A 23,142-nucleotide genomic window follows, 5' to 3' on the forward strand; every position below is an offset into this window, starting at 1 on the left:
CGTCCAGTAGTTCAATTCTGTTCTGTAACAGTATATCGATATACACGTGCTTCATAAGGACGTAGTTCATCCGAGATATCTGGATAGTTCGACACAAGCAACTTATCTTGTGATAAAACGAAGGCAGTTTGCATCGGTTCGTCATGCACGTTGAGAACGATCCGCCACACTTCTCCTTCTAGTTCCCGCTCATAGATGTAGAGATACGGATCATGAAGAGCTAAGTCGCGATACGTACCATAGACCATGATTGGATGATCCTTTCGCATCTGAATCAATGCTCGGTAGAAGGCAAGTACGGATGATGGATCGGCTTCTGCTTGTGCGACGTTGATGTCCGTGTAATTCGGATTGACCGCTAACCACGGTTTCCCACTCGTAAAGCCTGCCGCGTACGTACCGTCCCACTGCATCGGCGTGCGGGAGTTATCGCGTGCGAGTAACTGCATTGACGAGAGTACGACCTCCGGATCCTCGCCGCCAGCGACGCGCTCTTCATATCGATTGCGAAAGGCGACGTCTTGATAGAGCGACGGATCAGAGAAGCGAATCCCCGTCATCCCAATCTCTTCTCCTTGATACACGTATGGAATGCCAGGTAATGTATGCAACATCAAACCGAGTAGTTTTGCACTCTCGACTCGGTATCGTTCACTGCCAAAGCGGGTCACTTGTCGCGTATGATCGTGGTTGTTGAGAAACTGTGAATTGACGCCTAACGGATACAAGACGTCATACCATCGTTTCTGAATTTCCTTGAAACGTAAAAGATCCATCGCCTCCATGTCGTCCGCGATTTCGAAGTGAAACAGTGTCCGAAGTTCTTCACGTTCTTCACTGACATATAACAGACCGTCTTCTGGACCGACGAACGGAATCTCACCGACCGTGAACAAGTCTTTCCCGGCAAGGACGTTCGCATGCATTTCCTGAAGGAAGTCGTGCACACCTGGTTGATTTCCGAGATACGATAGATCAAACGGATTGACGACATCCTCAAGCGAACGTTTTTTGATCAAGTTGATGACGTCCATCCGGAAACCGTCAATCCCTTGAGCGATCCACCAGTTCATCATGTCGTAGATCGCTTGCCGGACAGCCGGTTGTTCCCAGTTTAAGTCCGGTTGCTCTTTCGCAAAGGAATGGAAATAATATTGTTCGCGCTCTTCGCTCCACGTCCACGGGCTCGGCGCAAAGTACGACCGCCAATTGTTCGGGGGAGTCTCTTTCGTTCCATCTTTCCAGATGTACCAATCATCCATGTCGTGGATTCGGTCCCGCGACTGACGGAACCAGTCATGCTGGTCACTCGTATGATTGACAACCAAATCAAGAATTATCTTTAAGCCGCGTGCGTGAGCCGCTGTGATCAACTCTTGTAGATCGCCCATCGTCCCCGCCTTGTCCATGATCGTGTAATAATCGGCAATATCATAGCCATTATCGATGTCTGGAGAACGGTAACATGGATTTAACCAGACGATATCGACACCAAGCGATGCGATGTAATCTAGCTTATCGATGACACCTCGCAAATCACCGATGCCGTCCCCATTCGAATCCTTAAAACTGCGCCAATAGACTTGATAGACGACTGCTTCTTTCCAGCTAGCTCGCTTCATCTCCTCACTCCTTTCCCTACTCTCTATTCCCGCTCCACATATCTGTACCTGTTTATTGGACGATTTTTTTGAATTTCAAAAAAGTTCTTTTCTTTTGACTGAATATTCGTTATCCTTGACGACAATACTACGAAGGAGGCACACATCCATGAAACATTTCGCTCCATCCATCGCCATCGATCGGCTTCCTGCTCCCGTTTTCGCTGAACTTGCGAACCGGATCGGTGCTGTGAAAGCTGCCGGACATGATGTCATTACCCTTGGTCAAGGAACACCCGATCAAACGACGCCCGTACATATTCTCGACGCCTTGAAACAGGCGATCGATGAGCCAACAAACCTTCAATATCCACCATTTCGTGGACATGATTTTCTAAAGCAAGCCGTCGCGAGCTTTTATGCGAACGAATTCGGCGTCACAATCGATCCGGCAACCGAGGTCGCAATTCTTCTCGGTAGTAAAGCCGGAATCGTCGCCTTACCACAAACGATCGTCAATCCTGGAGAAGGTGTCATCGTCCCGGATCCGGGGTACCCGGATTACCTGTCTGGAGCAGCACTTGCTGGTGCTTACCCGATTACGCTTCCATTGCTTGAGAAAAATAACTTCCTGCCGGATTACGATTTACTTGATACGACAGATGTCGAGCGCGCCCGGATGTTGTTCCTCAATTACCCGAGTAATCCGACAGGTGCGACAGCGACAGCAGAAGCCTTCGAACAGACAGTTGCCTTCGCGGATGCCCATGATGTTTGTGTCGTCCATGATTTAGCCTACGGTGGCATCAGCTTTGACGGTCCGACACGAAGCTTCTTGCAGACGGAAGGGGCGAAAGATGTTGGAATCGAGTTGTTCTCACTCTCGAAACGCTTCAACATGTCTGGCTTCCGAATCGCTTTCGCGATCGGAAATCCGTCCGTCATCTCAAGCATCGAGACGTATCAGGAACATCTCTACGTCAGTGCCTTCACACCGATCCAACATGCAGCGACCGTTGCCCTGACGAGTGACCAAACGTGCGTCCGCGAGTTAAGTAGCTTGTATGAAACGCGACGCGATGCGTTGTTCGCAAAACTCGATGCAATCGGCTGGAGTGGACCACGACCGGGCGGTTCCTTCTTCGTCTGGCTCCCCGTGCCGGAAGGATACACGTCCCAAAGCTTCACGGATCATCTGCTTGACGAAGCACACGTCGCCGTGACCCCTGGATCATTCTTTGGTGAATACGGCGAAGGATACGTGCGGATCAGCTTAATTGCTGACGTCGAACGGCTAGAGGAGGCCGTCGACCGAATCGGAACGCTCAACCTGTTCCGGACACCTGTTGCGGAATAATTCTGAAAAAACATTTGACAGATGGGAATCATTTCCGTTAAAGTAAATCCCAACAGCATAACTACTTATCGAGAGCGACCGAGGGATTAGGCCCAACGACGTCCGGCAACCACCTATCAGGAACGGTGCCACATCCTACAGAATGGATTCATTCTGAGAGATAAGTTACGAAATCTTACACTTTCGTCGCTTTTTTCTGGTTGCTCTGCTACTAGGAAAAAGCGACTTTTTTTTGTACAAGGAGATGAGCAGATGATTGAATTCAAACAGATTACGAAACGGTTCGTCCGAGACCGGACCCCGATTTTCGCATTACGAGATGTCGATTTGACGATTCAAAAAGGAGAAATCTTTGGGATCATCGGTGAATCCGGTGCCGGTAAGAGTACGTTGCTTCGTCTGATCAACGGTCTCGAGCATCCGACACAAGGAACGGTAAAGGTCGACGGTGTCTCGCTCGGCGGAATGTCAAAAGCAGATTTGCGTCAACTTCGCTTGCGGACAGGAATGATCTTTCAGCATTTCCAATTGATCCAGTCGCGTAATGTCGCAGATAACATTGCTTTTGCACTGAAGGCTGCTGGCGTCAAACGAGCAGATTTTCCGGAACGGATCCGTGAACTCGTCTCGCTCGTCGGACTCGAAGGATTCGAGACGAACTTCCCGAGTCAGTTGAGCGGCGGACAGAAACAGCGCGTTGGGATTGCCCGGGCACTCGCGAATGATCCAACCGTCTTGTTATGTGACGAAGCGACCTCTGCCCTTGATCCGGTCACGACGCTGCAGATTTTAGATTTGTTGAAAGATTTGAATGAACGACTTGGATTGACGATCGTCCTCATCACGCATGAGATCGATGTCGTCAAACAGATTTGCCATCGTGTCGCGGTCATGTCGCAAGGGGAAGTCGTCGAAGTCGCCTCTACATACGATTTGTTCAGTCAAGCCAAACATCCGGTGACACAACATTACGTCGACACGGCACTCCAGATCGAGCTACCGGAACGCATCTTGCAAGCGACACCAGGAAAGATCATCCGCCTGCAGTTCACGGGCGAGAAGACCGGTGAAAGTACGTTATCGGAAGCCATCCGTCGATACGATATCTCGGTCAGCATCCTGCACGGAAAAGTCGATTACATCCAAGACGTCGCTTTTGGTGTCCTAATCGTCAGCTTGACGGGATCCTCCGATCAAATCGCACCTGCCCTCGACTGGCTTGCGGCGGAACTTCATACACTCGAGGTGATTCAGGATGTGGCTTGATCGTATACAAACGATGTTACCCGAGTTGTTGAAGGCACTTGGTGAGACGGCGTGGATGGTTGGCATTTCGCTTGCCTTCGCATTGGTCGTCGGGATTCCACTCGGGATTCTCCTGTTCGTCACCGACCGCGGTTTATTCTTTCAAAACATTGCCATCCGACGTGTCCTTGACTTCGTCGTCAACATCGTCCGGTCCTTGCCGTTCATCATTTTGCTTGTTGCCCTCATTCCATTAACGAAGTTCTTGCTTGATAATACGATTGGTCCGACAGCAGCATCCGTCAGCCTCAGTGTCGCAGCGATTCCGTTTCTCGCACGACTCGTTGAAACATCACTGCGTGAGATTCCACCTGGTTTGATCGAAGCAGCGGAAGCGTGCGGAGCGAAACCATTACGGATCATCGTCAGTATCCTTTTACCAGAAGCACTCCCTGGCATCATTCAGGGAATCACGCTAACGACGATCAGTTTGATCGGCTTCTCGGCGATGGCTGGTATCGTCGGCGGCGGAGGTGTCGGTGACCTCGCGATCCGCTTCGGCTACTATCGCTATGATAATCTCATCATGATCGTGACGATCGTCGTCCTCATCGTCATCGTCCAAAGCATTCAAGCACTTGGCAATCAACTGGCGCGAAAAACAGATAAACGCTAATCATACATACAAAGGGAGAGTTGAATCATGAAAAAACGATATGCCTTTTTAGCTACAGCCTTACTCGGTGCAGGAATCCTCGCAGGATGCGGAGACAGCAGTGCTGATGAAAAAGACAAGACGATCAAAATTGGGGCGACAAGCGGTCCTTATAGTGACATGGTCAAACAAGCGATTCAACCGCAACTCGAAAAGAAAGGCTATAAAGTCGAAATCGTCGAGTTCAGCGATTATATCCAACCGAACATCGCACTCGGTAGCGGCAATATCGATGCTAACTTGTTCCAACACTCGATTTACCTGAAGACGTTCTCTAAAGAAAAGAACCTCGACCTTAAAGGACTCATCACTGTCCCGACGGCACCGATGGGACTATATAGTAAAACGGCGAAGACACTTGACGACGTCAAGACGGGCGCTGAAGTCGCGACACCGAACGATCCAACGAACCAGGCACGCGCGCTGAACCTCTTGGCAGAACAAGGCTGGATCGAACTGAAGCCAGATGTCGATCCACTGACCGTCTCAGAGAAAGATATCGTCAAAAATCCGAAGAAACTCGTCATCAAGCCGCTTGAAGCAGCGCAACTGCCACGTGCCATCGAAAGCGTTGATGTCTCAGCAGTTCCAGGGAACTTCGCGCTTGCTGCGAAATTCGATTTACTCGATGCGTTAGCACTTGAGACGATGGACGAGCAATACCGGAACCTCATTGCTGTCCAAACGAAAGATGCAGACTCACAAGTCGCAAAAGACCTGAAGACAGCTGTCGAATCCGATGCCTTCAACACAGTCATCGAAAAATCATTCAAAGGTTTCAGCAAACCAAATTGGGCAAACTGATTTTAAAAACGACCGGAATTCAAAAGAGATCATCTCTCATTGAATTTCGGTCGTTTTGTGTTAGAACCGATACCACATGAGTTCTTCATCATGATAGGTACCATCGATTTTCAACGCCCGCGGTTCAATCGCGTACGATTCGAAGCCAAGCGACCGATACAAGGCCTTAGCGGCTTCATTCGTACGAACGACCGAGAGATGAACCTGCTCGATCCAAGGACGTTCCTCTAATGCCCGTAATGCCTCTTGTACCAATTGCCGTCCGACCTGCTGTTTTCTGATGCTTGGAGTGACGTACATCGCAAATAAATTGGCTCGATGTCGCATCTTGTCCAGCTCGGAGCAGACAACGGTGACGACCCCAACGAGTTGCGCTTCATGAAAGGCACCGAACGTCGCTGCCTGTTCGCTCTGAAATCGCGTAGCATACTGGTCGACCGGTCGATCTTTTTCCGCTTCATAATCGGAGCCGAACGCTTCCGGGTGATTCTGTAATGCTTCTAATCGCAATGCTTTATAGAGTACTGCATCTTCTGGATTCAATCGACGGATTTCCAATCGCCCCACCTCCTGCCTTTAGTATAAAACAAACAATCTCATGAAAAAGAGAACGACATCGTGAAATGTCATCCTCTTTTTTACATACTTAAGGTGTTCGGAAATTAATCGTGAAGTACGGTGCGTTGTCTCGGAATGCCACACCGACATCGGCTTGCTTGTACTCTTTTTTCAAAATATTTTCTCGGTGTCCTTGTGAATTCATTAGACCCCAATGCGCGGCAAAGACGTTCGGATACCCCATCGAGAGGTTTTCGCCAGCATAGCTGAACGTGATTCCTCCGCGTTTCATCCGGTCGAACGGATCACGACCTTGTGGATCCGTATGCGAGAAGAAATTATGTTTCGCCATGTTTTCGCTGTGACCACGGGTGACCGGCTTCAATGCTGTGTACGGTGCTAACGGATTCAACTTATAGTCAGCGCGTTCCCAGTTCATCAAGCGAAGCATCAATTTCTCATCCGTCGTCCGTAGCGCATTTGATGACGTACCGTAGAAGCCTTTTTTCTTCGCTTCGACGTCTTTCGGAATCGCAAGTGTCGCTTTGACTTTATTGCCGTCATGTTGATCGAAGAAGTACGTCACATAGTTCCCTTTCTTCTCATAAACGGCGGCATGGTCCAGATTCAGCATGTAGTTTGTGTTGCCTTTACGATAGGATTTCACTGCGGTCCAACCCTTTTTCTTCAAAGAGGATTCCGTATCCTTATTCAATACTGCACCTTGTGTCGTCACACCGTTTTTGAAACGATATTTTCCGTAGTCCTTACCATCCTTCGTTAAGGCGACGAATTCTTCCGTTGAAGTCCGTCTGACTTCCCAGTCATATCCGGGATACTCACTGCTATATCGATCAATCAGCTTGCCGCCACTTTTCGGGTAATCGGCTTCTGCCTGTTCCATTGGAATGTTTTCGTAGCCGAAAAAGGCTACCGCTGCTACTCCGATGATCAACCATTTTTTCATGTCGTCGTTTCGCCTCCTTTAATCTCATTACCTTTATTTTAAAAGAAATTGTTTCCCCCGAACAGTCATTGGCTCTCATTTATCTAAATCACATCTTCTGTCCACAAACCTGACACATTTCATGAGAACGCTCTTCCTTTAGTGAAATGCTTTCTTTTAAACGATTCTTGAAAACATTTAGTACAGAGACTAAAGTATATTCCCCTTTTCTTAAAATGTGTGAACATTCTTTTATTTCATTCTCAGCGAATTTTGGTTGCTCTCCGAATCTTGACTCGGTATCATTAAAATTCGTAAGCCAAACTTTCAATGCATTTCCAAATAACATAATGATATGAAGGAGCTGACCTATGGTTTTACTGTATTTCATTTATGAATCCATTGCCTTTTTACCCATTCAACAATACTTATTCTCCGGCTGGATGATTCTTGTCGCCTTGACTGTATCCTTTAGCTTAGCCAATGCCCACGAAGATGTTCGTCTCAATCAACGACTTGGATTTGAAATACTCGTTCCAGGTTCCGGTATGTTGCTCTCAAAACAATTCATTCCTGGTCTCGCTATTATTCTATTATTGATCATCATTCACTTCACGTATATGTTCCGTGCCATCCCGTTACCCGTTGCCTTAATTTCCACACTCTCGATCAGTACACTCTCACTTCTTTTACTCTTTATCCCAGCACGCAAAAAAGCGGACCGCTAAGTCCGCTTTTTTTGATTTTATTGGTATTTCGTTGTTTCAGCTAGTTTGTATTTGTTCGACAATTCAAGCCAGATCGTTTTGCCTTTGATTGTCTTCACTTGAATGTATGGACGCCCTTGTGACACGCGAAGTGCGAGCAATTCACCTTGTTGATCGGCGTGTGTTTCACTGGCTTTATCCCAGTTGCGACCCAATTTACGTTCAATGAAGATATGTTTTCCTTTTTGAACAGCACGCCAGATACCGACTTCTGCCGTTCCTTTGACCGGTACTGCCGTTTGTGCACCTTGAATCGAGATGATCGCTGGATCGTGGTCACTCGCGCTACCGTCTGCTTCCATGTAATCCGAGTTGATGTTGACGATATCCGACGATGTATACGACTTCAAGTTATTCGAAATTAAGATATGGTCGAGTACTTGCGCATTTCCGTTGTAGACGTACGAGTAACGCTCAGATTTTGGAAGATCATCGACTGTGTTCCAGAGATTTTTCCCTTTCAGGATGTCTAACGTTTCTGAGAACTGGAAGTCGTTGAGGTCACCAAGAACGACGACATTCGAATCTTTGACTTCCGTCTTCAATTCAGAAACGAAGTTTTGGACGATGTTCGCAATCGCATGACGCTGGACTTCACTCTTACGAACGACCGGTTGGTTTTTCCCGAAGTCAGCTCCATCGCCACCTTTTGAGTTGAAGTGGTTGACGATGACATGATATGAATCACCATTGAAGAGGAATTCCGCGACGAGCGGTTTCCGCGAACTCGCGAAGTTCGGATCCGTCGGCTGAATGCGACCCGGGTTTTTCGTCAGCTTGCCATTTTCAACTGCCACGGCTTCCGTCGCTCCACCTTTTTCTCCTGGTGCGAGTGATACACGCGCTGGATTGTAGAGGAACCCGACACGGATGTTTCCGCCTGGTTGCCCGCCGTCCTTTTTATCTTCTGGTGCGATGTCCGTATACGCATACCGGACACCTGTTTTTGCTTCGATCGCTGCGATCAATGTCTCAAATGATTTCGAAGCGTCGACTGTGCCGCTATCCGTTGCGCCGTCGTTATCCTGCATCTCTGTCAAACCAACGATGTCTGGTGTCTTCAGGAATGTCGCGATGCCTTCCGAGACACGATCAACTTTTCCAGCATCCGCTGTCGAAGCAAAGTTCTCGACGTTGTATGAAGCGACAGTCAGGCGTGATTCACCCGTTTCGATGTTCGTCGGTTGACGTTCCGCTTCGCTCGTAACGAGTTTCGGAAGGTCTGCTGCTTTTGCGAGTACTTTGTAAGCCGAATAGTTGTAGCTCATGACACCCTCAATCGTTCCATCGAATGTGTCTCCGGCTTTCGCACGATACGATGAACTTCCCATCTCCACGAACAAGCGCTCCGGATTGACGTTGTCCTTCGTCAGAATCGGTGTGCCACGTTTCGTGTAGACCTTGTTTGCGTCTGTTTGTGTACGAACTGGGATCGTCCGGTTCGCTTGTGGTCCTGTGACGATCGCGTTCGGTAAAGCAACACGCATGCCTTCTAAGCTTTCATATAAATCGATCGCATCTTCTTCCGGGTCAAACTGAGCGAAAGAATCGTTATCGACGACTTGAGTCGGAATCAAGACGCCTTTATCACCAAGGACGATGCTCGCTGGTAACCCTTCGTTGAGCGCACCCTTTACGAGATTGACCGTACTGATTTCCGTAACGGCTAGATCCGTATCGAATTTATCGCTGTATCCGCCAAGGATCCATTCCTTGACGTAACCTGTCGTCGCGACCTTTTGTCCAACGGCAGCACCGTGGTTTTTCGCGTAGACGAGAATACCTTCTGATGTCCGGCTGTCGTTATCCGGATTTGGATCCTGCATGTAGAAGTTGTTCGCATCAACGACATACGTGACGACACCCGTCGTCCGGACGAGTTGATCTGCGTATGGTGATGTGTGCGCGACGCCTTGGATACTGCTGATTTTAGTGATTGGTGGTGCGATGTAGTACTTGAATGTCGAGACAGCTGACGTTTTCCCGTCCTTGACAGCAACCGCTTGAATCGTCACTTCGTCATTGATCGTAATCGGTGATGTGTAAACCGGACTGTCAACAGTCGGTGTCGTACCATCAACTGTATAATGGATCGTTCCTTCACCTGACAGTGTCACTTGATCCCCACGCTCGACCTCACCGACTGGAGTAGCCGTTGGTGCAACGAGAATATCGCCGGCTTCCGTCTGATGGCTACCGAGATTCGTCAGTGTATCGACAGGAAAGCTCGTCCACTGTGATGGTTCATACGTCTTAACACCTGATGTAACACCTGATTTCCGAACAAGTGTCGTGTCTTTTGCGAAATCAACGGATGAACCGATCGGTCCGATGATATCAAGGACAACGTCGCCCTTTTTTAATGCAACCGGATCATTTCCGTTGAAGTTCAACGAACCCGTCGTCATTTGCGCTTTTGCTTTGATGTCTGCATTCGCACTTGAATTCGCGATAACGAATGTTTTACCTGGATCTACTTTCCCCGATAATGTGATTTTGGACTCAGATGGTCCACCGTTCGTGTATTGAACGAGTGTATAGTCTGCTAAATCAATGATTTGCCCCGATCCATTGTATAGCTCGATTGCCTTGTTGTTACTTGTTCCTTCTATGTATTCAGACAAGATGACGCCTTCGCCTTCTGCCCCGACAAGACCCGCTTGTGGAAGGATTCCTGCAGTCAATACTCCGGCCAATGCCCACTTTCCAAACGTACTGCCGTATTTCATGATGTGACCCCCTATTGAATTTTCTGACACTTCTTTATAATATCAGATTATATTCAAAAGAGTGTATATTTTTCGTAAAAAAAGATACCATCCTTCGTAAATGAAAGAAATGGTATCGCTTACAACATTTTATTGTTCGTCTTTGTGACTTTCGTACCATTTTTCAGCTTGTGATGTCGCAATCGGAATAGCGCGTCCCTCTTCATACCCTTCTTCTAACAAAGCGTTCGCGATCTCAATCGCTTTTTTTCGAAGCGGTGGATCAAAGTTCTTGAATGAATCCGGATAGTTGTTCTCATTCCATGGCATGTCGTCACCCCCTTCTTTCCGCTTTACCCGAAAAAAGGCATAAAAAAAACGCCTCATCAGCGTGTCGTTGTTTTTGGTTGTCATGAGAATCGAGGATTACAGGTGATCAAAACACCTGAAACGACGAAAGCCCTACCTCTCTTTCGTTGTTACGGCTCCTTGGCCGCGCCAGCTGAATCAAGCATTTTAGCAAGAATCGTGATGCGTCTGCAACGGACGCATGATACTGGGATTTTTAGAAATAGCTCGGGAATGAGCGGAAAAGTATCGATTGGAAGGTTTATCTTGCTGGGTCGACTTCTTCCCGTAGTATGAAGAAGGACAAAATAAAAGCGATGACTTATGTCTGACTCATTTGTCAGTAGCGGTCTAAAAATCCTGACCTGTCGATTTAATTGTATGATATGGATTGAAGATTCTCACATGAGTGATCATCCCCGATTCATGACTTATATTAATTTATCATACTTTCTTTTATAAAGTCAATCTTTCTTTTGGAAAATCGTTTTCCCTCGTCTTGGAATCAGAGTTGCACCTGCTACAAAAGCCGAGTATCGTGAAGAGGACTCATTACTATAGAAGAAACGAGGGAAATCCATCATGTCGAATCGACTTATCCATGAAACGAGTCCCTATCTATTGCAACATGCCCACCACCCTGTCGATTGGTACCCCTGGGGTGAGGATGCCTTCACTGCCGCGCGTGAGACTGGTAAGCCAATCTTTTTATCAATCGGGTATTCGACGTGCCACTGGTGCCATGTGCTGGCACACGAAAGTTTCGAAGATGAAGAAACGGCACGACTCTTAAATGAACGCTATATCTCGATCAAAGTCGACCGAGAAGAACGTCCCGACATCGATCATTTGTACATGACGGCTGCTCAAGTCATGAACGGACAAGGCGGCTGGCCGCTGAGCGTCTTCATGACAGCGGATCAACAGCCATTTTATATCGGCACGTATTTTCCAAAAACGCCTCAGTTCAATCGTCCGAGTTTTCGTCAAGTGACACTCCAGCTCAGCGAACAATTCCGCCGTTCACCAGAGAAAATCGCACAAGTCGGTCAGAATATGTCGCAGACGCTTCGCGACGTATTGCAGCCTGCGACGTCTACCCGTACTTGGAATGAATCGATCATTCATGACACTTTCGATCAAGCGATGCGACAATTTGATCGTCAACATGGCGGATTCGGAGAGGCGCCGAAGTTCCCGTCGCCTGCCCTGCTCCGTTTCTTGCTCGATTATTATCAGTTCGCGGAAGACGAGACGGCACTTCATATGGTCATGCGATCGCTGATCGCGATGCGTGACGGCGGGATGACGGATCAAGTCGGCTACGGTCTTTTCCGCTACACGGTCGATGCCAAGTGGGAAATTCCTCATTTCGAGAAGATGCTCTATGACAATGCCTGGTTTGCGACCCTATGCATCGAAACGTATCAAGCATCGGGTCAAACTCGCTTCCGTCGCTACGCAGAAGAAGTGCTGACGTTTGTAGAACAGGAATTGACCGCACCGGACGGCACCTTTTATGCTGCACTGGATGCAGATAGCGAAGGGGGCGAAGGACATTTTTATACGTTCACGGAGCGTGAGCTCACCGACTTACTCGGGCCAAACGCGCTGTTCCCCCGCTTCTATCATGCTTCAGCATCGGGAAACTTTGAGGGACGGAACGTCTTTTACCGGACAGGACGAACACTCGAGGCATTCGCGCGTTCCATTCACTTATCGCTTGCTGAAACAGCGTCGCAACTCGAACACGAGCGCCAAATTCTTCTTCGTGCGCGAAATGAACGCATGCGTCCATTCCGTGATGATAAACGGTTGACATCGTGGAATGCGATGATGATCTCGACGTTCGCTAAAGCCGGTCGTGTGTTTGGCGAACCGCATTATACGCATGTCGCAACGCGTGCAATGACGTCCCTCGAACGATTCGTTCGTACCGAACAGCACCTTGCTGTCCATTACCGCGATGGACAAGCGACCGGTCACGGTTTCCTCGATGACTATGCGTACATGATTGATGCACATCTTGAACTATTCCAGTCTACACACCACGCTCTCCATCTAAAGGAAGCTTTAGCTTTCGCAGATGTGCTGCAGGACCAGTTCCAGACAGCAGATGGTTATTTTTATCTGACGTCGTCACGCTCCGACAAACTACTTGTTCGTCCACTCGATCTGTATGATGGCGTCACACCTGCCGGAAATAGCATTGCCTTGAACGCCCTTTTCACGCTCAGTCGTCTTACTGGTCGTCTCGTTTACCAAGAGAGTGCTGAACGGGCTCTCGCAACTTTAATAGAGGAAGTCGAGCAACAACCGACTGGATTCGCCTCACTTGTCAGTACCTTCACCTACCGGCAGATGGAACCGAAGGAATTGATTATCTTGCTTCCGGAAGAAGTAGACATCCCGCTCGAAATCAAGCAACTGCAACAGTTACGCTTACCGGAAGTTGCTTTGTTGATCGGTACGAAGCGCGACCTTCTTCCGCACGTCCCACTGCTTGCGGAGTATCCAGAACCAGACGCACCAACGGCTTATCTCTGTCATGATTTTTCCTGCGAACGTCCGACGACGCGTTTAACGGAAATCCTCGCACGTCTCCATATCTAACCATATCCCCTCTTGTTTAAAAAAACAGGAGGGTTTTTCAAAAAACCAGACCCCTTTTTTCAAAATTATTCAATCTTTTGTTCATAAAAATCCGATATTGTCGATAGTAAGGATAGGCAATAGATTTTACAACTTAGACTTAGACATCCTAGAAGCCGATTCCGTCCATCCGGACGAATATCTACTAGGAGGAAAGATACTTTGAACACGACATCATTCTCGAAGACCTTGAAGGTGTTCGCAAGCTTTCTCATCGTTTTTAGCATCGTTTTGACATCTCTTCCGATGGCTGAAGCAGCAACGACGAAAGCGACGACCTACCGTCTGTCTACCGATAGTTATCTGTACGATAAGACGGCATCTTCTCGGAAACGCTTGTTGACGATCAAGACCGGAACTGTCGTTTCATCTACGTATGCTTCTGGCTCGTTCAGAAGGGTCACATATGCTGGAAAAACGGGATATGTCGCGTCGAAATACCTCACGCTGTATGAAAAGAAACAAACCGTTTCAGGACAGCGCTACCTCGTCCTCAAAAAGACACCGATCAAAAAGATAGCAGTGGATACTGCAACGACGATCGGCACGTTGAACGAAGAGGATGTGTACTACACGTCACAACGTGTGACGAATCCATATGGCGAGACATGGTACCGCGTCAAATATGACGGCAAGACAGGCTATGTCGCAGCTGGCGCAAAAGCGGTCGCGTATAAAAAGGTGACGAACACGACGTTAAAAACGATCGATGCTTACATCTTGCGTCAGTACGCTGGAACAGGTTATCCCAAAGTTCAGACCATTCCATCTGGAAAAGACGTCAAAGTCGTCGGTCGGATCGAAAAATGGGTCAGTATCCAGTACGATGGGAAGACAGGCTACATGCATCAAGATGCGTTCGCCTCTTCTGAAAAGCAAAATGTGACATTAATTCCACAAACACGGTATCAGACAAAAAGTGTGACACCACTTTACAGTCAAGCCGAGGCAAAACAAAGTCTAGCGAGTCTACCAAAAGGTACGGTCGTCACCTCGAATGCTAAGACGGCAATCTATCATCAAGTCACATATGCCGGAAAGACAGGGTATGTCTTATCCGCTACGTTGGCAGAATACACAGAAAAAACAAAGCTTCCGTCTTCACGCTTCTTGTTGACATCACCACTCGTCATCAAAACGACACCTGCTGCGAATGGAGAAGCACTTGCGACACTGAGTGCCGGAAACGTCTATTATACGAAAACACGTGTGACGAATCCGCTCGGCGAAACATGGCATCAAGTATCGAAGGAAGGTAAAATCGGATTCGTACCAGCCAATCAAGGGACAGCGATTGCATACGAAACTGAATCAAACCTCTCTTTAAAAACGACGGCATCGACGGCGATTCGTTCGTATGCTGGTCCATCGTATGCAACAGTACAAACGATTCCGAGCAATACCGTCATCAAAATTTCTGGACGGATCGGGAATTGGTACCGCGTCAGTTATAACGGCAAAACGGGATATGCCGCATCAAACACGTTTACGACACTTGCGACGAAACAAACGATTTCAGGCACCCGTTTCGAACTGGAAAACACGGTTTCCATCAAATCTTCACCCGACGCACAAGCATCGACACTTGCAACACTGCAGAGCGGTGACATCTATTACACGACACAGCTCGTCACGTCAAACGGACAGCAATGGCATCGTGTCAGTAAGGATGGAAAGACGGGCTACATTCCTGTCAACCAAGGCAAGAGTGTGCAGTACCAATCGGACCGGATCGTCATGCAGACGACGACTTCGACTCCACTTCGCTCGTATGCCGGAAACACTTACGCGACCGTTAAAACGATTCCTTCTGGCACAAGCATCACCGTCACTGGAATGATCGACGACTGGTATCGTGTGACGTACAGTGGGAAGACGGGTTATATCGCTTCACGTTACGCTAAGGAAAAAGTCATGATGCAATCGATTCCTTCTTCTTATTATCGCCTTGGGCGTAGCGTCGAAGTGAAAGCATCGCACCACGCGACAGCTGACACCGTCGTTCGCCTTTCTTCTGGAGACGTCTATACGACGAATCAAGTCGTCACGAATGGTCGTTCCGAGCAATGGCATCGCCTGACAGTCGATGGGAAGACCGGCTACGTTCAAATCAATCAAGGTTCACCGGTCACCTATGAAAGCGTTAATAACCACCGCTATCAAGCAACGACGGATACGACACTCCAGTCGGATGCCGGTTCAGCCTATGCGACAGTGACGAAGCTGCCAAAAGCAGCCGTCGTTCAAGTAACAGGCAGTCTCGATCAGTGGTTAAAGATCAGCTACGCTGGGAAAAATGGTTATGTCTTAAAATCAACACTGACACCATATACCGAAACGAAAAAGATCACAGGTGCACGCTTTTTGGCGAATGAATCGCTCGTCGTCAAACAAGCACCGGACGATCAAGCATCGAATGTCACGACACTCGCGTTCGGAAATGTCTATTACACTTCTGCTTTGATCACGTCGTACACGAACACGTCGTGGCATAAAGTGACGATTGACGGGAAAACGGGTTATATCCGTACTGAACAAAATACGTCATCGATCAAATATGAATCAAAGGACAAAATGTATGTACGGGCAACATCAGACGCTGCCTTACGGTCTTACGTTGGTAGCTCCTACAATGTCATCAAGACGATTCCGAAAAACCTCGTCGTTACTGTCTCCGGTCAAATCGGTGATTGGTATAAGATTTCGTATGATGGAAAAAGTGGGTACGCGTATAAGGGGGCGTTCGTGACGACTTCTTCGAAATTAAACGTCTATAACTCTGTCGCGACACCGTATACGTTCGATACCTTCATCAGCGCTCAGATGAAACTGAACCCACCACCACAAACGGATATCTATAAAGATAAATTGATGTATGTCAGTACGGGTTACGTCCGTCTCGGCGGCGCACTTGATCCAGTCAATGGAACAATTGCGACTGTCACAGCGACGACACCACTTAACATCCGCTCTGGTGCTTCGACGGCGAGTCACGTCTACGGTCAGTTCCAACCTGGTCGAATGATTCGCGTCTATCAATCAGTCAGTGGCTTCTATACGACAAAGCCACGTGTCTACACGAGTGCGACAAGTGGTTACTCAACGATCCAATGGTTGAATGCACTGGAAACGGACGTCCGTGATGTTGCCGATCCACTGAAAGTCGACCGCAACTCTTCTGCCTTCTATCAGTTCCTCGATCTCTCGAAAACGACAGGAGCATCGGCTGCGACACTTGATAAGATGTTAGCGAACGTAACGAAAGGACTCGGGATCTTCAACAAGTGTAGCAACGGTAGTTGTGGACAAGCGTTCATCGATGCTGGTCAAAAATACAGCGTCAACGAAGCTTACTTGATCTCACACGCTTTACTTGAGACAGGCAATGGACAATCGACACTCGCAATGGGTGTGACATGGAATGGACGTAAAGTCTATAACATGTATGGAATCGGTGCGTATGATTATGATGCGATCAACACCGGTGCTGCTTATGCCTATAAAATGGGCTGGTTTACACCAGAAGCGGCAATCGTCGGTGGTGCTGAATTCATCAGCACGAAGTACATCCATAATGAATACGGACAAAACACGCTCTACAAGATGCGTTGGAGTCCGATGCGTCCTGGTAGCCATCAATACGCAACAGACATGGGATGGGCCGTTAAGCAAACGTCTCGGATCTATTCACTCTATCAACAGATGGATAGCTACACAGCTGTCTTTGATATTCCAGTCTTCGCTCGTTAAGGAGACGATGAACCAACGTCTTTAAATCAATGAATGTGTTCCAACATCAAAAAAGGAAAGACCGTTCTGGTGATCCCACCGGAACGGTCTTTCCTTTTTCGTTAGGAGCGAACGAGCAGGATCATCCTCAACTCCTGCAGGAAAAGAAAGCGCGCTCGACGCTTTCGACAGGGATAGGTAAAACCCGGTAGACCGCATGAAATGCGAGGATGCCGCAGCTTACCTCCCGCCTGCGGAAAGGGAGGATGACCAACTGACTCGTTCGTCTTATGAAACGATAGACTGATGATGGTGCGAAGAAAACCCCTGCATTTACGCGGAAGGGCTCCCCTAGCGTTCCATGTCATCGGCGACGATTTGGATATCGATTCCGCGGACATGACGCATGATTTCATTGATGATCGATCCGCGTCGGATTTCCTGCCAGCGGGTCCGCGCGGATTGACCGAGGACGATTTGCGTGATGCGATGATGTTTGGCAGCGGCGGTAATCGCTTGAGCAATCGAACGTTCGCCTTGAATCCGGATCAGCACTTCTGCTCCGAACAAGGCACCACTCTCCCGCACCATCGCAAGCACTTCCTTCTGTTTCGCATTCAATTGATTTTCCGCTGCCGGTAAAATCGTCAGAACATACAGTTCCGCCTTTAATCGACTTGCCATGCGAAATCCGCGATAGATCAACTTTCGCGCGTTATCATTAAGCTGGATGCAGACGAGAATCCGTTCTTGTAACGTCGCTGGGTCTTTTTCAATCAACAAACGTGATTGATAGACTTGATCGTCGACTTCGTCCGCGACTTGTCGTAACGATAACTCCCGTAAGCTCGCGAGATTCTGAAGCGAGAAGAACGAATTCAGACTCTGTTCAATCTTTTCTTTCTTGTAGATTTTCCCTTGCTCGAGTCGTTCTCGTAACGTTTGCGGCGTCACGTCGACGAGTAAGATCTCATCGGCCTCTCCAAGAAATGGATCCGGGATTCGCTCCCGGACCTCTACACCCGTCACTTCTTTGACTTTAAAGAGTAAGCTTTCGAAGTGCTGGATGTTGACGGCCGAGTAAACGTTGATCCCGGCGTCAAGGAGTGCCGCGACATCTTGATAGCGTTTTTTCCGTTCTGATCCGGGAGCATTCGTATGCGCCAGTTCATCGATCAGGACAATATCCGGGTGACGGGCAATGATCGCGTCCACGTTCACCTCAGGAAACACTTTCTCTTTATAGACGACTTCAAGTAACGGGACTTGTTCGAGCTGTCCGACCATCTCCGCCGTCTCTTTTCGACCGTGCGTCTCGATCAGACCGATGACGACATCCTTGCCTTCAAGCGTCAAGGTTCGTGCATCGGCAAGCATCTTATACGTTTTTCCGACACCGGGAGCTGAGCCGATATAAAGCTTCAGCTTTCCCCGTGTCATGATTTGCTCCGATCAAGTGCTAGGTTCAAAAGGAGGACATTGACGTAATCATGCGTCCCGGCTTCTTTCGTGATTAGCTTGCGTACCTCGTCATGCGATAGGTCGCGTGCGGTTGCGATACGCTTCGCTTGATCCAAAGCATAAGCGACTGAGATATGCGGATCGAAACCAGAACCGGATGTCACGAGGGCATCGTCCGGAAGCGAAGCGCCGTCCTCTCGATTCTGTTTCTGCAATGCCGCTATCTTCGTACCAAGCTCCGGGTTCGATGCTGCCAAGTTATCCCCAGCAGATGATCCCGCTAATTGATCGACCGCTGATGGACGTCCGTGAAAATACTGTTTCGACGTGAACGGTTGGGCAATCAACTCCGATCCAATGAATTTTCCGTTTTCCTGTACGAGTGAACCGGCTGCTTTATCCGGTACGAGAATCTGACCAAACAGCGTCAACAAGGCGGGAAAGACGATCCCGCATAATGCTGTGATGAAGATCGTCACACGAATGGCTTGTTTCATGATTCGTTTTCTCCTTAAAGGATGCTTGCAAGCAAGACATCGATGATTTTAATCCCAATGAACGGTACGATGACACCGCCAAGACCGTAGATGAGTAAGTTACGCCCAAGCAATTGATCGGCTGTCATCGGTTTATACGAGACACCTTTCATCGCAAGCGGGATCAGCATCGGAATGATGATCGCGTTGAAGATTAGAGCCGACAAAATCGCTGTCGTCGGGGAATCGAGTCGCATGATGTTGAGTACTTCCATTTGCGGAATCGCGACCATGAACATCGCCGGGATGATCGCAAAATATTTCGCGACATCGTTTGCGATCGAGAACGTCGTCAACGCTCCCCGTGTCATCAAGAGCTGCTTTCCGATTTCGACGACTTCGATGATCTTCGTTGGGTTCGAATCAAGATCGATCATGTTCGCTGCTTCTTTCGCGGCTTGTGTCCCACTGTTCATCGCTAGACCCACGTCCGCTTGAGCGAGCGCTGGTGCATCATTCGTACCATCTCCTGTCATGGCGACGAGGTGACCGGCTGCTTGTTCTTGCTGGATGACACGGATTTTATCTTCCGGTTTACATTCGGCGACGAAGTCATCAACGCCTGCTTCGCGAGCGATCGTTGCTGCCGTCAACGGGTTGTCGCCGGTACACATGATCGTTTTGATCCCCATCTCACGCAACCGATCAAACCGTTCCCGCATTCCTGGTTTGACGGTGTCTTTCAAGTAGATGACTCCAAGAATCGTCGCATCCATCGCAACGACAAGTGGGGTTCCACCTAAGCGTGAGACGGAATCGATCGTTTCTTGCAAATCATTCGGAATCGTTCCGCCTTGTTCTGTCACCCATTCTTGAATTGCTTGACCCGCCCCTTTCCGTACACGACGACCATCCGTCAAATCCAGACCTGACATCCGTGTTTCCGCACGGAACGGAATGATTTCTGCTCCATCTAACCACTCGCGTTCGACTGGCATGTCTCGTAGTTCTGCGAGTTCTAGGACAGAACGTCCTTCCGGTGTCTCATCGGCTAAAGAAGCGATGATCGCCCCTTCGAATGCTTGCTCGGAAGAGCGTCCACCGACCGGCGTGATCTCTGACGCCATCCGGTTCCCGAACGTGATCGTTCCCGTTTTATCTAAGATGATCGTTTGGATATCCCCTGCTGCTTCGACCGCCTTCCCGCTCATCGCGATGACGTTAAAACGGGTGACACGGTCCATCCCGGCGATGCCGATCGCGGACAGCAAACCACCGATCGTCGTTGGAATCAAACAGACGAGTAACGCGATCAAGATTGGACCAGAAAGATTGAATCCAAGATAGTTCGTAAAGACTGGTAACGTCATGACGACGAGTAAGAAAATCAATGTCAAGCTCGTCAACAGTGTTGATAAAGCGAGCTCGTTCGGTGTCTTTTGACGGCTTGCGCCTTCGACAAGCGCAATCATCTGATCGAGGAACGATTCCCCTGGATTACTCGTGATTCGGACTTCAATCTCATCACTAACGACGAGTGTTCCACCGATGACCGACGAGAAATCACCCCCCGCTTCCTTGATGACTGGTGCCGATTCCCCTGTGATCGCCGATTCATCAATCGAAGCAAGACCTTTGATGATCTCACCGTCACCTGGTACATATTCACCGGTCCGGACGAAGACGATGTCGCCTTTCCGGAGTGTCGCGGACGAGACACTCTCAATCAATTGTCCGACACGTTTACGTGCCATGACGTCCGCTTTCGACGCTTTTAGCGAGTCTGCTTGTGCTTTCCCGCGTCCTTCGGCGATCGATTCTGCGAAGTTCGCGAACAAGACCGTCAAGAAGAGGATGATGCTGACCGTCAAGTTAAAACCACGCATCTCATCAATGAAGATCGTATAGCCGATTGCGAGCAAACAACCGATCCAGACGACGAACATGATTGGTTGTTTGATCATGTTGACGGGATTCATTTTTTTAAAGGCATCAATTGTCGCCTGGCGCGCGATTGAGCCGTTGATTGCTGATTTGGATTGGTGTTCCGGCTGCCCATTCGGTTGGTGTTCGTCGGACGTCGGATGCATGATACGTTCCATCATATGCTTTTATCTCCTGTTCACATCGTCAGCCAGTCCGCGACCGGTCCAAGTACGAGCACTGGCAAGAATGTCAATGCACCGACGAGTACGACCGTACCGAGGAAGACTGTTCCGAAGAGTGGTGTGTCTGTTTTGAATGAGAACTCATCTTGCGGCACGGATGGCTTCGCCTTCAGCGAACCAACGATCGCAAGCATTAAAATCAATGGGATGTAACGTCCGAAAAATAACGCAAACGATGTCGAGACGTTCCAGTAGACATTCGCGTCCCCGAGCCCTTCAAATCCAGAACCATTATTGGCTGTCGCCGACGTGAATTCGTACAAGACTTGTGATAGCCCGTGATAGCCTGGATTCGAGATGCCAGCGACGCCTGGTGCAACGTACATGGAGATTGCCGTTCCGACGAGAATCAAGAATGGTGGCACGAGAAGTGCGATAGCGATCATCTTCACTTCGAACGTCTCGATTTTCTTACCAAGGAACGTTGGTGTCCGACCGATCAAGAGACCTGTCAAGAAGACTGCGACAAAAGCATAAAGCAAGACATTCAAGAATCCAGCGCCGGCACCGCCGTACACGACGTTCAGCATCATGTTGCCGAGCTGAATCAAACCAGCAAGCGGATGAAGCGAGTCATGCATCGCGTTGACGGCACCCGTCTCGGCTGCTGTCGTAATCGAGCTGTAGAGCGCTGTACCGACTTGACCGAAGCGTAATTCCTGACCGTGTGCGGTTGGATTTGCAAACAGGCTACCTGCCATGCCGAATGTCATCATGACGAACAAAATCGTCATGACGCCGAGGAAAAGACGTCCTTGTTTCGCAGAACCGATGATTTTTCCATACGCGACAGGAAGTGACATCGGAATCAATAACATCAAGAACATCTGGATGAAGTTGACGAACTGATTCGGATTTTCAAACGGATGTGCTCCGTTTGCTCCGAAGAAACCACCGCCGTTGTTACCAAGCTGTTTGATGACCTCAAACGCTGCGACCGGTCCACGGTAAATCAACTGCTTCGCCCCTTCAAGCGTCGTGACGCTGATTGCGCCACTAAACGTCTGTGGTACGCCGAGTAAAATCATCAACATCCCGAAGAACAATGAAATCGGAAGCAGGATGCGGAAGATGAAGCGAACGAAGTCGGCGTAGAAGTTACCGAGCGGTTTATTCGCAAGACCACGGATGACAGCGATACAGACCGTGAATGCCATCGTCGGTGCAACGAATAACATCGTTCCGAGGACGAACGTTTGTGAGAGATACGATAAAGCTTCACCTGAATAATGCTGTTGATCGGTGTTCGTCATGAAGCTGATCGTCGTATGAAGCGCAGTCGACCAATCAAGATTGGCAGCACCGTTTGGATTAAGCGGCAGATTGCCTTGAAAGCGAAGCAACAAGTACCCACCGATGAAAAACAGTAGATTGACGACTAATAGACTTTTTGAATAGCCGACCCACGATTGATCTTGTTTCTTTTCATCGACACCAAGTAACGATAGAAGGCGTCGTTCGACCTTACCGATTGTATCGACCCGACGCTCTGCGATCGGTGCAAAGTACATCCCGATGTAGCGACCGAGCAAGACCGCTGCACAAAGTGCCATGACGAGTAGGATCCAAAATTGGATCAGGAATTGAGTCCACATGTTTTTCTTTTC

The 23,142-nt window shown here is 48.7% G+C and carries 16 protein-coding genes and 1 riboswitch; of the genes, 7 read left to right on the forward strand and 9 right to left on the reverse strand.

Annotation, left to right across the window (positions count from 1 at the left end; translation table 11 throughout):
• Positions 1 to 11 precede the first annotated feature (11 nt).
• Positions 12 to 1,622, reverse strand: a complete 1,611-nt coding sequence (locus tag ACN9MT_RS13250) for an alpha-glucosidase (RefSeq protein ID WP_426272350.1) — start codon at positions 1,620 to 1,622, stop codon at positions 12 to 14.
• A gap of 148 nt (positions 1,623 to 1,770) precedes the next feature.
• Between ACN9MT_RS13250 and ACN9MT_RS13255 the strand changes: the two genes are divergently transcribed.
• The 4 genes from ACN9MT_RS13255 to ACN9MT_RS13270 all read left to right on the forward strand — a co-directional run bounded on the left by ACN9MT_RS13255 (position 1,771) and on the right by ACN9MT_RS13270 (position 5,722).
• A complete protein-coding gene (locus ACN9MT_RS13255) occupies positions 1,771 to 2,958 on the forward strand; it encodes an aminotransferase class I/II-fold pyridoxal phosphate-dependent enzyme (RefSeq protein ID WP_426272351.1) in 1,188 nt (395 codons plus the stop codon).
• Between the two features lie 62 nt (positions 2,959 to 3,020).
• A riboswitch (SAM riboswitch) is annotated at positions 3,021 to 3,125 on the forward strand.
• Between the two features lie 85 nt (positions 3,126 to 3,210).
• Positions 3,211 to 4,224, forward strand: a complete 1,014-nt coding sequence (locus ACN9MT_RS13260; RefSeq protein WP_035410309.1) for a methionine ABC transporter ATP-binding protein — start codon at positions 3,211 to 3,213, stop codon at positions 4,222 to 4,224.
• Positions 4,214 to 4,879, forward strand: coding sequence for a methionine ABC transporter permease (locus tag ACN9MT_RS13265; protein ID WP_035410311.1), 666 nt, complete (start codon positions 4,214 to 4,216; stop codon positions 4,877 to 4,879). The genes ACN9MT_RS13260 and ACN9MT_RS13265 overlap by 11 nt, the downstream gene beginning before the upstream one ends.
• A 27-nt stretch (positions 4,880 to 4,906) precedes the next feature.
• On the forward strand, positions 4,907 to 5,722 hold the full coding sequence (locus ACN9MT_RS13270) for a MetQ/NlpA family ABC transporter substrate-binding protein (protein WP_290752652.1): 816 nt from the start codon (positions 4,907 to 4,909) through the stop codon (positions 5,720 to 5,722).
• Positions 5,723 to 5,782: 60 nt separating this feature from the next.
• Here ACN9MT_RS13270 and ACN9MT_RS13275 read toward each other — a convergent pair whose 3' ends face one another.
• Entirely contained in the window at positions 5,783 to 6,280 is a 498-nt protein-coding gene (locus ACN9MT_RS13275) for a GNAT family N-acetyltransferase (RefSeq protein WP_290774680.1), read from the reverse strand.
• A gap of 88 nt (positions 6,281 to 6,368) precedes the next feature.
• On the reverse strand, positions 6,369 to 7,247 hold the full coding sequence (locus ACN9MT_RS13280; RefSeq protein ID WP_290752658.1) for a CAP domain-containing protein: 879 nt from the start codon (positions 7,245 to 7,247) through the stop codon (positions 6,369 to 6,371).
• Positions 7,248 to 7,597: 350 nt separating this feature from the next.
• Here ACN9MT_RS13280 and ACN9MT_RS13285 point away from each other — a divergent pair, with 350 nt between their 5' ends.
• Positions 7,598 to 7,954 (forward strand): hypothetical protein, encoded by a 357-nt coding sequence (locus ACN9MT_RS13285; protein WP_035410328.1) that lies wholly within the window; start codon positions 7,598 to 7,600, stop codon positions 7,952 to 7,954.
• A 17-nt stretch (positions 7,955 to 7,971) separates the two neighbouring features.
• On the opposite strand, the gene ACN9MT_RS13290 is transcribed toward ACN9MT_RS13285, so the two are convergent.
• Together ACN9MT_RS13290 and ACN9MT_RS13295 are read right to left on the reverse strand one after the other, a co-directional pair.
• Positions 7,972 to 10,722, reverse strand: a complete 2,751-nt coding sequence (locus tag ACN9MT_RS13290) for an FN3 associated domain-containing protein (RefSeq protein WP_426272355.1) — start codon at positions 10,720 to 10,722, stop codon at positions 7,972 to 7,974.
• Between the two features lie 129 nt (positions 10,723 to 10,851).
• Positions 10,852 to 11,031 carry a hypothetical protein gene (locus tag ACN9MT_RS13295; protein WP_035410333.1) on the reverse strand — a complete coding sequence of 60 codons (180 nt, stop codon included), beginning with the start codon at positions 11,029 to 11,031 and terminating at the stop codon, positions 10,852 to 10,854.
• 600 nt (positions 11,032 to 11,631) lie between these two features.
• Between ACN9MT_RS13295 and ACN9MT_RS13300 the strand changes: the two genes are divergently transcribed.
• Positions 11,632 to 13,662, forward strand: coding sequence for a thioredoxin domain-containing protein (locus ACN9MT_RS13300; RefSeq protein WP_426272357.1), 2,031 nt, complete (start codon positions 11,632 to 11,634; stop codon positions 13,660 to 13,662).
• A 201-nt stretch (positions 13,663 to 13,863) separates the two neighbouring features.
• Positions 13,864 to 17,451 (forward strand): SH3 domain-containing protein, encoded by a 3,588-nt coding sequence (locus ACN9MT_RS13305; protein ID WP_426272359.1) that lies wholly within the window; start codon positions 13,864 to 13,866, stop codon positions 17,449 to 17,451.
• 330 nt (positions 17,452 to 17,781) lie between these two features.
• On the opposite strand, the gene ACN9MT_RS13310 is transcribed toward ACN9MT_RS13305, so the two are convergent.
• Genes ACN9MT_RS13310 through kdpA form a run of 4 tightly spaced genes read right to left on the reverse strand, consistent with a single transcriptional unit; the run spans position 17,782 to position 23,130 of the window.
• Complete coding sequence (locus ACN9MT_RS13310; protein ID WP_056063215.1) at positions 17,782 to 18,870, reverse strand: universal stress protein; 1,089 nt, start codon at positions 18,868 to 18,870, stop codon at positions 17,782 to 17,784.
• Complete coding sequence (kdpC, locus tag ACN9MT_RS13315) at positions 18,867 to 19,388, reverse strand: K(+)-transporting ATPase subunit C (protein ID WP_290752674.1); 522 nt, start codon at positions 19,386 to 19,388, stop codon at positions 18,867 to 18,869. The genes ACN9MT_RS13310 and kdpC overlap by 4 nt, the downstream gene beginning before the upstream one ends.
• Positions 19,389 to 19,402: 14 nt before the next feature.
• Positions 19,403 to 21,472: a potassium-transporting ATPase subunit KdpB gene (gene kdpB, locus ACN9MT_RS13320; protein WP_426272360.1), complete on the reverse strand. Its 2,070-nt coding sequence runs from the start codon at positions 21,470 to 21,472 to the stop codon at positions 19,403 to 19,405.
• Between the two features lie 17 nt (positions 21,473 to 21,489).
• Positions 21,490 to 23,130, reverse strand: a complete 1,641-nt coding sequence (gene kdpA, locus ACN9MT_RS13325; protein WP_426272361.1) for a potassium-transporting ATPase subunit KdpA — start codon at positions 23,128 to 23,130, stop codon at positions 21,490 to 21,492.
• Between the last annotated feature and the right edge of the window lie 12 nt (positions 23,131 to 23,142).

The sequence above is a fragment of the Exiguobacterium sp. R-17 genome, assembly GCF_049913315.1.
GTDB lineage: Bacteria > Bacillota > Bacilli > Exiguobacteriales > Exiguobacteriaceae > Exiguobacterium_A.

What these genes read in the sequence shown, in the direction of transcription:
- ACN9MT_RS13250 (WP_426272350.1), bottom strand. Translation starts at nt 1,622, where the DNA reads ATGAAGCGAGCTAGCTGGAAAGAAGCAGTCGTCTATCAAGTCTATTGG.
- ACN9MT_RS13255 (WP_426272351.1), top strand. Translation starts at nt 1,771, where the DNA reads ATGAAACATTTCGCTCCATCCATCGCCATCGATCGGCTTCCTGCTCCC.
- ACN9MT_RS13260 (WP_035410309.1), top strand. Translation starts at nt 3,211, where the DNA reads ATGATTGAATTCAAACAGATTACGAAACGGTTCGTCCGAGACCGGACC.
- ACN9MT_RS13265 (WP_035410311.1), top strand. Translation starts at nt 4,214, where the DNA reads ATGTGGCTTGATCGTATACAAACGATGTTACCCGAGTTGTTGAAGGCA.
- ACN9MT_RS13270 (WP_290752652.1), top strand. Translation starts at nt 4,907, where the DNA reads ATGAAAAAACGATATGCCTTTTTAGCTACAGCCTTACTCGGTGCAGGA.
- ACN9MT_RS13280 (WP_290752658.1), bottom strand. Translation starts at nt 7,247, where the DNA reads ATGAAAAAATGGTTGATCATCGGAGTAGCAGCGGTAGCCTTTTTCGGC.
- ACN9MT_RS13285 (WP_035410328.1), top strand. Translation starts at nt 7,598, where the DNA reads ATGGTTTTACTGTATTTCATTTATGAATCCATTGCCTTTTTACCCATT.
- ACN9MT_RS13290 (WP_426272355.1), bottom strand. Translation starts at nt 10,722, where the DNA reads ATGAAATACGGCAGTACGTTTGGAAAGTGGGCATTGGCCGGAGTATTG.
- ACN9MT_RS13295 (WP_035410333.1), bottom strand. Translation starts at nt 11,031, where the DNA reads ATGCCATGGAATGAGAACAACTATCCGGATTCATTCAAGAACTTTGAT.
- ACN9MT_RS13300 (WP_426272357.1), top strand. Translation starts at nt 11,632, where the DNA reads ATGTCGAATCGACTTATCCATGAAACGAGTCCCTATCTATTGCAACAT.
- ACN9MT_RS13310 (WP_056063215.1), bottom strand. Translation starts at nt 18,870, where the DNA reads ATGACACGGGGAAAGCTGAAGCTTTATATCGGCTCAGCTCCCGGTGTC.
- kdpC (WP_290752674.1), bottom strand. Translation starts at nt 19,388, where the DNA reads ATGAAACAAGCCATTCGTGTGACGATCTTCATCACAGCATTATGCGGG.
- kdpB (WP_426272360.1), bottom strand. Translation starts at nt 21,472, where the DNA reads ATGATGGAACGTATCATGCATCCGACGTCCGACGAACACCAACCGAAT.
- kdpA (WP_426272361.1), bottom strand. Translation starts at nt 23,130, where the DNA reads ATGTGGACTCAATTCCTGATCCAATTTTGGATCCTACTCGTCATGGCA.